Here is a 13,267-nt window from a genome sequence, read left to right on the forward strand (position 1 = left end):
ATCCGGCTGCCACCCGCTGCGAAGGTGGGGCCAACCCCCGTACCCGGCACTACCGTCAGCGGGACCGCCGACTACCGTCGACCTGTCCGCCGACGTGACCGTCGACGGCAGTCGGCGAGCAGAGTCTGGAGCGCCATGGCCCCCGCACCCGCAGAGCAGCCCCCCGCGCAGGACGCCTCCGCGACCGCGCCGCCCCCCGACCTGCCCCCGGCCTTCTACCGCGAGTCGCGCGCCGGCCACTACGAGAGCACCACCGCGACCGCCGGACCGTGGGACCCCAAGAGCCAGCACGCGGGCCCGCCTTCGGCCCTCCTCGGCCGGGCCTTCGAGCAGCACGAGCCGCGCGCCGGCTTCCGGATCGCCCGTGTCACCCTCGAACTGCCGCGCCCGGTACCGGTGGCGGACCTGGACGTCCACGTCCGCACGGTCCGCACCGGCTCGCGCGCCGAACTGCTGGAGGGCGAACTGGCCTGCGACGGGAAGCCGGTGATGCTCGCCCGCGCCTGGCGCATGCTGGCCGCCCCCGCCGACACCCCCGCCCTCCACGAGGCGCCCGGCGCCCCCCTGGCGGACCCGCAGCCGCCGAGCACCATGGCCGGCGTCCACGTCGACGGCTACCTCGCCGCGATGGAGTGGCGCTTCGCCGCCGGCAGCGGCTTCGACACCCCCGGCCCTGGCGCCGCCTGGGCCCGCCAGCGCATCCCCCTCGTCGCCGGCCAGGACGACACCCCGCTCACCCGCGCCCTCACCCTGGCCGACAGCAACTGGGCCATCGGCTCGGAACTCGACTACGTCCGCAAGCTGGTCATCAACACCGACATCACCCTCGCGCTGCACCGCGACCCGGTCGGCGCGTGGCTCTGCCTCACCTCGGCCACGGCGGCGTCCCCGGCCGGCTCCGCGCTGGCCGCCGGCCGGCTGGAGGACGCGGCCGGCGACTGCGGCCGCGTGCTGCAGACCCTCCTGGTCGCCGAGCGCTGACCGGCCCGGCCCCGCGCGTCAGAGACCGGCGTTCACATACGTCACGGCCACCGCGGCCGAACGGGCGGTGCCGCTGGTGGGACCGGGCACGAACAGCACCGTCCCGGAGCCCTCGCACGGCAGGCTCAGCGCGGTGGGGATCTCGGCGGTGACGCCGTACTGGTGGAGTTGCAGGACGGCGCCGCTCGTCGGCAGCGACTCGAACTCCACCGCGACGTGGTCCGCCGACTCGCCGGTGTACCCGTCGTCCTTGCCGGTGGCGTCCGCCTCCAGCTGGACCGCGACGGTCTGCCCGGCCAGCGGATGGCCGGTCGACGTCGCGGTGACGGGCCCGAAGCAGCCGACCTTGATGACCGCCCCGGTCGACACGCCGTTGACCTGCCCGGCGAAGTACTGGTGCGGCCCGATCGGCGTCGGGAGCCCCTCGGCGCCGGCGGACGGCGCCGCCATCACGCCGACCGCGGCGGCGCCGAGCGCGGCCACCGCGACCGCGGCGGAACGGGAAGAGTGGTGCCGGCTGCGCATTGTCCACCTCCGAAACGGATGTCCCGGAGCCGTCGGCGGCCCCGGGGAATGAGGCGCGAACGTGCAGGAGCACCGGCATGGTAGCGCCGGGCGCAGGCACCCCGGCACACCCGGATTGCGTCAACTCGGCCGGCACACCACGGAGTCGGACAGGTCCGCGCACGGGCGGTCCCCGTGGGCGCGGATGATGTCCTGGCCCACCTGGTTGGTGAGGTAGCGCAGGAAGCTCGCCGCGAGGGAGGCGGCCGGCGGCTCCCCGTAGGTGTAGGCGTACTCGGTCGCCCAGAACGGGTAGGCGTGGTGGTCGGCGGCGTCCAGCGTGGCTTGCTGGCCGCCGATCCGCACGGTCAGCAGGTCGCGGCGCGCGGCGGCGGAGCCCAGCTCGCTGTAGCCGAGCGCGCCCGGCGTGGCGGCGACCGTGTCCAGCAGTGCGTCGGTGGTGCCGCGGCGGCAGCGGATCACCCCGCCGGCGCCGCAGCCGGACGGCGTCCGGCAGTCGCTGGAGTTCTCGCCCGGTTCCAGCGTGCCGCCGAGCAGCCGGGTCTCGAACGCCCTGCGGGTACCCGACCCCGAGTCGCGGCTCACCAGCCGCACCGGCACGTCGTTGCCCTGCACCTGCCGCCAGTTGGTGACCTTCCCCGCGTACAGCCGGCGGATCTGCTCGACGGTGAGGTCCTGCACGCCCGCGTCCTTGTTGACGACCAGCGTGAACAGCAGGAATCCCATGGGACGTTGGAGCACCTGCGGGTGGCCGGCGTCCTTGGGGCCGTCGGAGAACGCGATCACCGGCGGGGTGCTCCCGCCGGCCCTGCGCCCCGCCGCGTCCAGGTCGTCCACGCCGACCCCGCTGGTGTCCGCGGTGATGGTGAACTGCGCGTCCGGGCAACTGCGGTGGTACGCCGCCGACGCCTCGCGCAGCACCGGGGCGAAGGCCGTGGACCCCGACAGCGTCAGCCGGCCCGACGCGCAGTCCAGGGCCGCCTCGGTGGTGTCCTTGGTCAGCGAGACCACCAGCTGGGCGACGATCACCGCGGCCAGGAACAGCACCATCGCGACCGCCGCCCGCGAGGTGCCGGTCCTGCTGCGCGTCTCCTGGATCTGGCCGCTGCCCACCCCGCCCTTGATGCCGCCGCTCACCCGCGGCGGATCGAACTCCGTGCGCCGTCCCCGGTCCGGCGCGTCCGTGCACTCCAGCGCCGCCAGCACCTTGTAGTGCGCCCCGCGGTTCAGCGGCACCCGCGGCAGGAAGATCATGCCGTCCTCGAACCGCAGCCCGGAGTCCCGGTCGAAGGAGCCGCGCAGGAAGTCCGCGCTGACCTCCGTGACGACCATGCCGGCCACCTTGCGGCCGGGGAACTCCACGGTGATGCCCACCCGGTCGTGGTCCAGCCGCGCGTAGTCGCCGGTGTCGATGTTGGTGACGCCGTTGTTCTCCACCCGCAGCAGCACGAACGACGGGTCGACCAGCGCCCGGCCGTCCTGGAGCCGCAACTGCTGCAGGGCGCCCGCGTACTCGGAGTGCACCAGGTCGGTGACCGTGGTGTCCATCTGCACCCGGTAGCCGAGCCGCTTGCGGCCGTTGAACGCGAACTCGTACAGCGCCGCGACGACGGGGACGACCAGACCCAGGACGGCGAGTGTGATCTCCCAGGGGACGTTCACGACTTCCCGCACCTCTCACCCACACCGACGTCGGCCACCGACGAAGGGTGGAACGTCACGCTACGAGTCCTGACGCGGCGTCACACCCCGTCCCGGAAAGCGTTCCGCAGGTGTTCACCCTGCGTTGGGGCGCGCACGGGGAACGGCGCCCCGGGCCGGCTCCGTGCCCCGCCGGAAGGGGCGGCGGGTCCCGGGCGTTGGTCCTGAGCGGGGGAGCGCGCCACCGTCCAGGCGCGCCCCTTGGCCGCCGGCGCCCCGCGCGCTCTACGGTCGACAGGGCGCGGCCGCGTCCACTCCCGCCACCCACCGGAGGCCCACCCGCATGGCAAAGATCCTGTTCGTGATGACCGGCGCCGACCACTGGACCCTCGCCGACGGCACCCGGCACCCCACCGGCTTCTGGGCCGAGGAGGCCGTGGTGCCGTACGAGGCGTTCACCGGAGCCGGGCACGAGGTCGTGGTGGCCACCCCGGGCGGTGTCGTGCCGCAGGTCGACCAGGCCAGCCTGGCGCCGGACTTCAACGGGGGACCGGCCGGCGCCTCGCGCACCGCCGCCGGGCTGGCCGCGATGACGGCGCTGCAGCAGCCCGTGAAGGTCGAGGACGCCGACCTCGCGGACTACGACGCGGTGTACTACCCCGGCGGCCACGGCCCCATGGAGGACCTCTCCGCCGACGCGGCCTCCGGCCGCCTGCTCACCCGGGCGCTGGCCTCCGGCAAGCCGCTCGGCGTGGTCTGCCACGGCTCGGCCGCGCTGCTGGCGGCCCGCGACGACGACGGCGCCTCCCCGTTCGCCGGCTACCGCCTCACCGGCTTCACCAACGCCGAGGAGACACAGGCGGGCTTCGCGTCGAAGGCCGCGTGGCTGCTCCAGGACCGGCTGGTCGCCATGGGCGCGGACTTCCAGGAGGGCGAGCCGTGGGCGTCCTTCGTGGTGACCGACCGCTCCCTGGTCACCGGGCAGAACCCCGGATCCTCGGCGGCCGTGGCGGCCGAACTCCTCAACCGCCTCGGCTGAGGGGAGCCGGGGTTCGCACGGTGGGGGTGCGGCGGGTCAGCCCGCCAGGCCGGGCAGGCCGCTTGTCCGGCCGAGGACGCCGGGCCGGGCAGGCCGCGTGCCGGGTCGAGGGCGGTGGGCTGGGGGCACTGCCCACCGGGCCGGGCAGGCCGCCCGGTGGGCCGGGGGACTGCTCGCCGGGCCGAGGACGCCGGGTGCCGGGCCGGGGGCCCTGCACGCCGCGAGGACCTCGCCCGCCGCGGCGCTACTTCAGCAGCCGCGACATCCGCCGGTCGGCCAGCGGCTTGCCGCCGGTCTGGCAGGTCGGGCAGTACTGCAGCGAGGAGTCGCTGAACGACACCTCGCGGATCGTGTCGCCGCACACCGGGCACGCCTCGCCCGTCCGGCCGTGCACCCGCAGCCCGGACTTCTTCTCGGCCTTCAGGTCGCGCAGCGCCAGGCCGCGGGACCGCTCGACGGCCTCGGTGAGGGTGCTGCCCATCGCCGCGTACAGGGCTGCCACCTCGTCCTCGCCGAGGTTGGCGGCCAGCTTGAACGGGGACATCCGGGCGGCGTGCAGGATCTCGTCGGAGTACGCGTTGCCGATCCCCGCCAGCACGCCCTGGTCGCGCAGCACGCCCTTGATCTGTCGGCGCTCATCGCGCAGCAGCGCCGCGAAGGCGTCCTGGGTGAAGCCGGCGGCCAGCGGGTCGGGGCCGAGCCGGGCGATCCCCGGCACCTCCTGCGGGTCGCGGACCACGTAGATTGCGAGGCGCTTCTGGGTGCCGGCCTCGGTGACGTCGAACCCGGCGCCGTCCTCCGGGTCGCCCAGCCGCACCCGCAGCGCCAGCGGGCCGCGCCCGGGCTTCGGCGGCGCCTCCGGCAGCCGGTCCTTCCAGCGCACCCAGCCGGCCCGCGCCAGATGCACCACCAGGTGCAGGTCGCCCGCGGCCAGGTCGAGGAACTTCCCGTGCCGCCCGGCCGCGTCGAAGACCCGCCCCTCCAGCGCGCTCAGCGGCGGGTCGTACGTCTTCAGCGCGTGCACGGCCACCGGCTGCACCCGCGCGACGCTCCGCCCCACCAGGTGCTCGGCCAGGAACCGGCTCAGCGACTCGACCTCCGGCATCTCGGGCATGCCCCCAGTCTGCCCCCGACCCGCGCCCCGCCCAACCGCACCGCACGGATCCGCCCCCCGGGGCCGCCCGCGCCCGCACCGCCCCCGGAAACGGCCGGCGGGCCGCACCCTCCCGGAGGAGGACACGGCCCGCCGCGGTCGCGCAGCAGCGCCACCCGTCACACGTCGAAGTACAGCTCGAACTCGTGCGGGTGCGGGCGCAGCTGGATGGGGGCGATCTCCTTGGTGCGCTTGAAGTCGACCCACGTCTCGATCAGGTCCGCGGTGAAGACACCGCCGGCCTGCAGGTACTCGTTGTCCTCCTCGAGGGCGTCGAGGACCGCGGGCAGCGAGGTCGGGACCTGGGGGACGTTCGCGTGCTCCTCGGGAGCCAGCTCGTAGAGGTCCTTGTCGATCGGCTCGGCCGGCTCGATCTTGTTCTTGACGCCGTCCAGGCCGGCCAGCAGCAGCGCGGCGAAGGCCAGGTACGGGTTCGAGGACGGGTCCGGGGCGCGGAACTCGACGCGCTTGGCCTTCGGGTTGGCGCCGGTGATCGGGATACGCATCGCGGCCGACCGGTTGCGCTGCGAGTACACCAGGTTGACCGGTGCCTCGAAGCCGGGCACCAGGCGGTGGTACGAGTTCACCGTCGGGTTGGTGAAGGCCAGCAGCGACGGCGCGTGCCGCAGGATGCCGCCGATGTAGTAGCGGGCGGTGTCGGACAGGCCCGCGTAGCCCGCCTCGTCGTAGAAGAGCGGCGAGCCGCCCTGCCACAGCGACTGGTGGACGTGCATGCCGGAGCCGTTGTCACCGAAGATCGGCTTGGGCATGAAGGTGGCGGTCTTGCCGTTGCGCCACGCGACGTTCTTCACGATGTACTTGAAGAGCATCAGGTCGTCGGCCGCGGCCAGCAGGGTGTTGAACTTGTAGTTGATCTCGGCCTGGCCGGCGGTGCCGACCTCGTGGTGCTGGCGCTCGACCTGCAGGCCGTTCCGCTCCAGCTCCAGGCTGATCTCGGCGCGCAGGTCGGCGAAGTGGTCGACCGGCGGGGCCGGGAAGTAGCCGCCCTTGTAGCGGACCTTGTAGCCGCGGTTGTCCTCCAGCGCACCGGTGTTCCAGGCGCCCGCCTCGGAGTCGATGTGGTAGAAGGACTCGTTCGACTTGGTGTCGAACCGGACGCTGTCGAAGACGTAGAACTCGGCCTCGGGACCGAAGTACGCGGTGTCCGCGATACCGGTGGAGGCGAGGTACGCCTCGGCCTTCTTCGCCACGTTCCGCGGGTCGCGGCTGTACGCCTCGCCGGTGATCGGGTCGTGGATGAAGAAGTTGATGTTGAGCGTCTTGTCCTTGCGGAACGGGTCGACGCGGGCCGTGGAGAGGTCCGCGCGCAGCGCCATGTCGGACTCGTGGATCGCCTGGAAGCCGCGGATGGACGAGCCGTCGAAGGCCAGCTCCTCGGACGGGTCGAAGGACGAGACCGGCACCGTGAAGTGCTGCATGATGCCGGGCAGGTCGCAGAACCGGACGTCGACGAACTTGACGTCCTCGTCCGAGATGAACTTCTTGACGTCGTCGGGGTTCTGGAACATCCAACTCCTCCTAGGCCCGGCCCGCCGGGGGTCGGGTTGGCGATCGAGGTGCGGCCAGTGCGGGGGCGCACACGCCCCGACCATAGGGATCAGGGATTTCTCCAGCATGACCCATTTGTTTCGTCGGCGTTAACCGCGACGCCGTTCCCCGGGGACGAGAACCCGGGCACGAGGCCGTCCGGGGGGGGTACCCGGGCGGTACGGATGCTCCGTGCGGGGGGTTACCGTGGTCCCGTGGACAACAGGGAAGCAATGGGATCGTGGCTCTCGGGGCCGCGGGCCGCCGCCGAGCAGATGGGCGTGGAATTCGGCTACCGCGGAGAGCGGCTCGGGCTCCCCGAGGAGGGGCCCGGATCCATCGCACCGGTGGGCCGGCGCATCGCGGCCATCTTCATCGACTGGATCCTCTGCGTGCTGATCGCATACGGACTGATCGCGCACCGTCAACTCCACCTGGCCGAGAACTGGGCGCTCGTCGTCTTCGCCGTCGTCGCCTACATCGGCATCGCGCTGGTCGGAGCCACCCCGGGCAAGCTGCTGCTGCGCCTGCGGGTGATCAGGGCCGACGGCGGCCGGCTGGGCCCGGGCGCCGCGCTGGTGCGGACGCTGCTGCTGGTCCTGGTGATCCCGGCCGTGGTCTGGGACCGCGACACCCGGGGGCTGCACGACAAGGCCGCCAAGGCCGTCCAGATCAGGATCTGAGCCCCGGACCGCACGAGCACGCGGGGCACGAGCGCACGAGCGCATGACGAAGGGGGCGCGGTTCACCGCGCCCCCTTCGGGGTCTCTCGTGGTCCGGGGCGGGCGGACCGCCCGGCTCAGCGGCCCTTCGGCATCCGCATGCCGCGGGGCATCGGGCCCTTCGGGATCGGCATGTTGGTCATCATGTCGCCCATGGCGCGCAGCCGGTCGTTCACCTCGGTGGCCTTGGGGCCGCTCAGGGCGCGCGGCAGGCGCAGCAGCGTGGCGCGGATCTTCTTCAGCGGCAGCTGGCCCTCGCCGTCGCCGACGATGTAGTCGTGCAGCGGGACGTCGTAGACGATCCGGGCCACCTTGCGCTTCTCGGTGGCCAGCAGGGACTTCACCCGGTTCGGGTTGCCCTCGCCGACGAGCACCACGCCGGCGCGGCCGACCGCCCGGTGCACCACGTCCTGGCTCTTGTTCATGTTCACCGCGGGGGTGACCGTCCAGCCGCGGCCGACGTTCTGCAGTACCGCCGCGGCGGCACCCGGCTTGCCTTCGAGCTGCCCGAAGGCCGCCCGCTCGGCGCGGCGGCCGAAGACCACCGCCATCGCGAGGAGGCCGACCAGTGCGCCCAGGATCCCCGCGAAAATGGGGTGCCCGATCAAGAAGCCGAGGGCGAGGACGACACCGAAGGTGACGATTCCCACAGCCGCAATGACAAGACCGATCCTCGGATCGGCCTGCCTGGTCATCTTGTAGGTCTGAGCGATCTGTGCCAGCCGCCCAGGGTTCTCGGATGTTTCCTTCCTCGCCATGCGGCAAAGGATACGTGGCCGCATGGGACGGCGTCACCGCGGCCGGGCGCCGGCCCGGGGGAGGTCAGTCGCGGAGGACGCCTGAGATGCGCTGGCCGGCGGTCAGGGCGTCCATCTCGTACTGGGCGTCCCGGCGGTCCCTGGCCCGCTGCCGGTCCGCCACGACGGCCGCCCAGGCGTTCCTGCGGGCCGTCTGCTGGCCACCGGACAGCAGAAAGGATTCGACTGCGCGCAGTCCGCGGGTCACCGGGGTGCGGACGTACGGGGAGTGCATCGGTTCGGACGGCATGGCGTCCCCCTCGGACGGGAGCTGTGAGACGGCTGTACGGAACCAGCCTCGCGACAATGTGTTACCAGCCGGTGACCATCTGGTCAATCTCGTATGAAAGCCGCATCGGCGCCGTCCGGCGGACCCGGACGGCGCCCCGCCCCCGTCTCAGACGGCGGTGGCGAGCGAACCGCCCTGCTGGCGGCGGTCGACGGCCTGCTGGAAGAGCCGGCCGGCGCGGTAGGACGAGCGGACGAGCGGGCCGGACATGACACCCGCGTAGCCGATCTCCTCCGCCTCCTCCTTCAGCTCAACGAACTCGGCCGGCTTCACCCACCGCTCCACCGGGTGGTGCCGCACCGACGGGCGCAGGTACTGGGTGATGGTGATCAGCTCGCAGCCGGCGTCGTGCAGGTCCTGCAGCGCCTGGCTGATCTCCTCGCGCTCCTCGCCCATGCCCAGGATCAGGTTCGACTTGGTGACCAGGCCGGCCTCGCGGGCGCGGGTGATCACCTCCAGGGAGCGCTCGTAGCGGAATCCGGGGCGGATCCGCTTGAAGATCCGCGGGACCGTCTCCACGTTGTGCGCGAGCACCTCGGGGCGGGCCCCGAAGACCTCCGCGAGCTGCGCGGGCTCGGCGTTGAAGTCGGGGATGAGCAGCTCGACCTTGGTGCGGCCGGCGGCCCGCTCCGCGGTCATCGCGTGGATCTGCCGGACCGTCTCGGCGTACAGCCAGGCGCCGCCGTCCTCCAGGTCGTCGCGGGCGACGCCGGTGATGGTGGCGTAGTTCAGGTCCATGGTGACCACGGACTCGCCGACGCGGCGCGGCTCGTCACGGTCGAGCGCCTGCGGCTTGCCGGTGTCGATCTGGCAGAAGTCGCAGCGCCGGGTGCACTGGTCGCCGCCGATGAGGAAGGTCGCCTCCCGGTCCTCCCAGCACTCGTAGATGTTGGGACAGCCGGCCTCCTGGCACACGGTGTGCAGCCCCTCGCTCTTCACGAGTTTCTGCATCTGGGTGTACTCGGGGCCCATCTTCGCCCGGGTCTTGATCCACTCGGGCTTGCGCTCGATGGGGGTCTGGCTGTTGCGGACCTCCAGGCGCAGCATCTTGCGTCCGTCGGGTGCGACTGCGGACACGACCGGCTCCCTAAAGCTGAGATTCTGCCTGTGGCTTTGATTCTTCGGTGAACGCCAGGGTACGCCCCGGAATTCCTAGACGGCGCGGGGCAGGGGCACCGCGGCCCCGAGCACATCGCCCAGGTGCTTCTCGACCACCGGCAGCACCTCGGCCACGGTGATCCGACGGCCCAGTTCCTGGGACAGCGACGTCACCCCGGCGTCCCTGATGCCGCACGGCACGATCCGGTCGAACCAGGTGTTGTCGGGGTCGCAGTTGAGCGCGAAGCCGTGCATCGTCACGCCCTTGGCGACGCGGATGCCGATCGCGGCCAGCTTGCGGTCCTCGCCGCGCTGCCCGGCGTTGGACGGCGCGTACTCCGGGCCGTTCAGCCGCGGGTCGAACTCCTCGTCCGCCAGCCGCGGGTCGAAGTCCAGGGTCAGGCCGTTCGAGGTGCGCCCGGTGACGGCGTCGCCCAGCACCCACACGCCGGACCGGCCCTCCACCCGGGTGGTCTCCAGGCCGAACTCGGCCGCCACCCGGATCAGCGCCTCCTCCAGCCGGCGCACGTGGGCGACCACGTCCACCGGGCGGGGCAGCTTCAGGATCGGGTAGCCGACCAGCTGGCCGGGTCCGTGCCAGGTGATCTTGCCGCCGCGGTCCACGTCCACCACGGGGGTGCCGTCCAGCGGCCGCTCGTCGTCGGCTGTGCGGCGCCCCGCGGTGTACACCGGCGGGTGCTCCAGCAGCAGGCAGGTGTCCTGCACCTCGTCCGCGAACCGGGCCGCGTGCACCCGGCGCTGCTCCTGCCACGCCTCGGTGTACTCCACCGCCTGCTCGCCGAACCCCAGGTGGACGAAGTGCAGCTCGCTCACGGTGACTCCTCCGCTGTCCTCAGCTCCCGGCCGGACGTGGGTCTCACTCCGCGCCTCCCTCACTGTACGGCGGCGCCGGGGCCGTCCGGCGCGTGCGGCCCCTAGCACGGCGGCTTGACCCGAACGCAACGATTTACCCGGTAATACCCGTTGTTGTCGCTCGTTCGGGGGAATGTTCGGCTGGTTCGGTGAGTGACCGGGTACTGACCGTTACATTCACGCCGATCCGAGACCTCCCAGCGGAAGTGGACCGCACCGCCGATGACGGAACGTGCCCCGCAGCGAATCTCCCAGCGCCTGACGGCCGGCCCGCACAGCGGGGGCCGGGACGCAGCCGGCCCCGCCACGGCCGGACCCGACATCGGGCGCCCGGACGGCCAGGGCCCCGGCCCGAGAGGCCGTGACGTCACGCGCCCGGACCGCGACGGCCGGGCCGCCGAAGGCCCGGACGCGAGAGGTTCGGCTGCCCCCGGCCCGGGCGTGCGGGGCGCGGCTGCCCCGCGCGCGGGCGGCAGGGGGCCGTTCGGCGGGGGACCGGACGTCGGGGCCCGCGACACCAGCGGCCGGGGCGCCGGCGGCGCGGAAAGCGCCGGCCAGGACGCCGAAGGGCCGGACGGGGCGGAGCCGGACGGCGGGGCGGCAGCCGGGGACGGTGCGGCGCACGCGTCGCGCGTGCCGGGCGGCGCCCGGCAGATCCGGCCCAACCGCCGGCTCGCCGCGCTCATCACGGAAGCGGGCTTCTCGCACGCGGGCCTGGCCCGCCGGGTCGACCAGCTCGGCATCGAGCACGGCCTCGACCTGCGCTACGACAAGACCTCGGTCACCCGCTGGCTGCGCGGCCAGCAGCCCCGCGGCACCACGCCCGCGCTGATCGCCGAGGTCTTCACCCAGCGCCTGGGGCGGCGGATGTCCGCGCAGGACCTCGGCCTCGACGCCTGCGCGCCGGTCTACGCCGGGCTGGAGTACGCCGCCACGCCGCTGGAGGCGGTCGACATCGTCAGCGGGCTGTGGCGCAAGGACACCGGCAACCAGACGGAGCTGCGGAGGATCGCGTTCACCCCGGCGGGGCTGGTGGTGCCGAGCCGGGACTGGCTGATCGGGCGGGCCGACGAGACGGTGGCGTCCCCCGCGTCTCCCGCGTCCGCGGCACGGGCGCAGCGGCCGGGCGCCCCGACCCGGGTGCCGGAGCAGTCCCGCGGCCCGCGCGGCGGCAGGGAGCCGGAGCCCGCCGCGGCCGTCCCGCCCGCCGATCCGGCCAGGGCCGGCGGGGCCGGCGCCACGCGGGTGGGCGGCGGCGACGTCGCGGCCGTCGGCGCCGTCGGCGAGCTGTTCCGCGCGCTCGACCACGCCTACGGCGGCGGGCACGCCCGCCAGGCCCTGGTGCGCTACCTGGAGCACGAGGCCGAGCCGATGCTGCGCGGCAGCTACGGCGAGGCGCTCGGCCTCCGGCTGTTCGCGTCCGTCGCCGACCTCACCCGGCTCGCCGGCTGGACGTCCTACGACATCGGCGCGCACGGTCTGGCCCAGCGGTACTTCGTCCAGGCGCTGCGCCTCGCTCAGGCCGCGGGGGACCGGGCCTACGGCGCGTACGTCCTGGTGACGATGAGCCGCCAGGCGGTCTACCTCGGGCACGGGCGGGAGGCCGTCCAGCTCGCCAGGGTCGCCCAGCAGGGCGTCGGCACGGGCGCCCCGCACACCGTCCAGGCGCTGCTGCACGCCGCCGAGGCACGCGGGCACGGGGTGCTCGGCGAGGGCCGGGCGTGCACGGCGGCGCTGTCCCGGGCCGAGCGCGCGCTGGGCGTCGCGCGGGCCGGCGACGAAGTGCCGCCCTGGGCCCGGTTCTTCGACGAGGCGCAGCTCGCCGACGAGTTCGCGCACTGCCACCGCGATCTGCAGCAGTGGCGGCAGGCGGTGCAGCATGCCGAGCGGTCGCTGCAGTTGCGCGGGCCCGGGTACGCGCGCAGCCGGCTGTTCTGCCGCACGGTGCTCGCGAGCGCCCGGCTCGGGTTGGGCGAGGTCGAGGCGGCCTGCTCGCACGGGTACGAGGCGGTGCGGGCCGCGGGTGATTTGCGGTCGGCTCGTGCGGCGGAGTACGTGCGGGACTTCGGGCGGCGGCTCGAGCCGTACCGGGACACCACGGCTGTCCGTGCTTTCCGCGACCGTCTCACGGCCCTCCGCCCCACCGGCTCCCCCTGAGCTCCCGTCCTCCGGCGGACGGCCCCGGTGCCGCGCCCAGCCACGACGGTGGCCCGCCGTCCGCACGGCGGGGTGCGCCCCGTCAGGCGCGCGGGGAACTGCGCGCTCAGCCAACGCGGTGGCGGGCTGTCCGCACGGCGGGTGCGCCCCGTCAGGGGCGCGAGGTCCCCCAGAGCTGCGCCTGGGAGGTGCCCCCAGCGCGAGCAACCGGCCACCGGCCGGTGGTCCGGAGCGGACTGATCTGCCCCTTCGGGGCGGTGGCGACCCGCGGCGCCGCGCTGGCTGGTCGCGCAGTTCCCCGCGCCCCTTGCGGGGCACGCCCTGCCCCGTGCGGGGCGTCGCCGTCGCACGGCCGGTGCGTGGCTGAGCACGCAGTTCCCCGCGCCCCCGCGGGGGCGGAGGCTGCCCACGGGGACGGAGGGGGCTGAGGGAGGTCGGGGGGCG

The 13,267-nt window shown here is 73.8% G+C and carries 12 protein-coding genes; 4 read left to right on the forward strand and 8 right to left on the reverse strand.

The features are described 5' to 3' along the window. Positions 1-135 precede the first annotated feature (135 nt). Positions 136-981 carry a thioesterase family protein gene (locus ACH4TG_RS02195; protein ID WP_398239855.1) on the forward strand — a complete coding sequence of 282 codons (846 nt, stop codon included), beginning with the start codon at positions 136-138 and terminating at the stop codon, positions 979-981. An 18-nt stretch (positions 982-999) separates the two neighbouring features. On the opposite strand, the gene ACH4TG_RS02200 is transcribed toward ACH4TG_RS02195, so the two are convergent. Together ACH4TG_RS02200 and ACH4TG_RS02205 are read right to left on the reverse strand one after the other, a co-directional pair. Next, on the reverse strand, positions 1,000-1,506 hold the full coding sequence (locus tag ACH4TG_RS02200; protein ID WP_398239857.1) for a hypothetical protein: 507 nt from the start codon (positions 1,504-1,506) through the stop codon (positions 1,000-1,002). A 120-nt stretch (positions 1,507-1,626) separates the two neighbouring features. Continuing rightward, positions 1,627-3,168: a PstS family phosphate ABC transporter substrate-binding protein gene (locus ACH4TG_RS02205; protein ID WP_398239858.1), complete on the reverse strand. Its 1,542-nt coding sequence runs from the start codon at positions 3,166-3,168 to the stop codon at positions 1,627-1,629. Between the two features lie 322 nt (positions 3,169-3,490). Between ACH4TG_RS02205 and ACH4TG_RS02210 the strand changes: the two genes are divergently transcribed. Beyond that, positions 3,491-4,186, forward strand: coding sequence for a type 1 glutamine amidotransferase domain-containing protein (locus ACH4TG_RS02210; RefSeq protein ID WP_398239860.1), 696 nt, complete (start codon positions 3,491-3,493; stop codon positions 4,184-4,186). A 244-nt stretch (positions 4,187-4,430) separates the two neighbouring features. Here ACH4TG_RS02210 and ACH4TG_RS02215 read toward each other — a convergent pair whose 3' ends face one another. Continuing rightward, the gene (locus ACH4TG_RS02215; protein ID WP_398239862.1) at positions 4,431-5,300 is read right to left on the reverse strand and encodes an Fpg/Nei family DNA glycosylase; all 870 of its coding nucleotides are present in this window, start codon (positions 5,298-5,300) and stop codon (positions 4,431-4,433) included. Positions 5,301-5,458: 158 nt separating this feature from the next. Beyond that, complete coding sequence (gene glnA / locus ACH4TG_RS02220) at positions 5,459-6,868, reverse strand: type I glutamate--ammonia ligase (RefSeq protein ID WP_398239864.1); 1,410 nt, start codon at positions 6,866-6,868, stop codon at positions 5,459-5,461. A 234-nt stretch (positions 6,869-7,102) separates the two neighbouring features. Between glnA and ACH4TG_RS02225 the strand changes: the two genes are divergently transcribed. Next, on the forward strand, positions 7,103-7,570 hold the full coding sequence (locus ACH4TG_RS02225; protein ID WP_398239866.1) for an RDD family protein: 468 nt from the start codon (positions 7,103-7,105) through the stop codon (positions 7,568-7,570). Positions 7,571-7,686: 116 nt separating this feature from the next. Here the strand turns inward: ACH4TG_RS02225 and ACH4TG_RS02230 are convergent, their stop codons facing one another. From ACH4TG_RS02230 to lipB, 4 genes are all read right to left on the reverse strand, one after another. Further along, positions 7,687-8,367 carry a DUF4191 domain-containing protein gene (locus tag ACH4TG_RS02230; RefSeq protein WP_398239868.1) on the reverse strand — a complete coding sequence of 227 codons (681 nt, stop codon included), beginning with the start codon at positions 8,365-8,367 and terminating at the stop codon, positions 7,687-7,689. 64 nt (positions 8,368-8,431) lie between these two features. After that, on the reverse strand, positions 8,432-8,656 hold the full coding sequence (locus ACH4TG_RS02235) for a hypothetical protein (RefSeq protein ID WP_398239870.1): 225 nt from the start codon (positions 8,654-8,656) through the stop codon (positions 8,432-8,434). A gap of 147 nt (positions 8,657-8,803) precedes the next feature. Further along, positions 8,804-9,772, reverse strand: coding sequence for a lipoyl synthase (gene lipA / locus ACH4TG_RS02240; RefSeq protein ID WP_398239872.1), 969 nt, complete (start codon positions 9,770-9,772; stop codon positions 8,804-8,806). 75 nt (positions 9,773-9,847) lie between these two features. Beyond that, positions 9,848-10,627, reverse strand: coding sequence for a lipoyl(octanoyl) transferase LipB (gene lipB / locus ACH4TG_RS02245; RefSeq protein WP_398239873.1), 780 nt, complete (start codon positions 10,625-10,627; stop codon positions 9,848-9,850). Positions 10,628-10,888: 261 nt separating this feature from the next. Between lipB and ACH4TG_RS02250 the strand changes: the two genes are divergently transcribed. After that, positions 10,889-12,823, forward strand: a complete 1,935-nt coding sequence (locus tag ACH4TG_RS02250) for a regulator (RefSeq protein WP_398239875.1) — start codon at positions 10,889-10,891, stop codon at positions 12,821-12,823. The last annotated feature ends 444 nt before the right edge of the window (positions 12,824-13,267 follow it).

It is taken from the genome of Streptomyces sp. NPDC020917 (genome assembly GCF_044333795.1).
Taxonomy (GTDB): Bacteria; Actinomycetota; Actinomycetes; order Streptomycetales; family Streptomycetaceae; genus Actinacidiphila.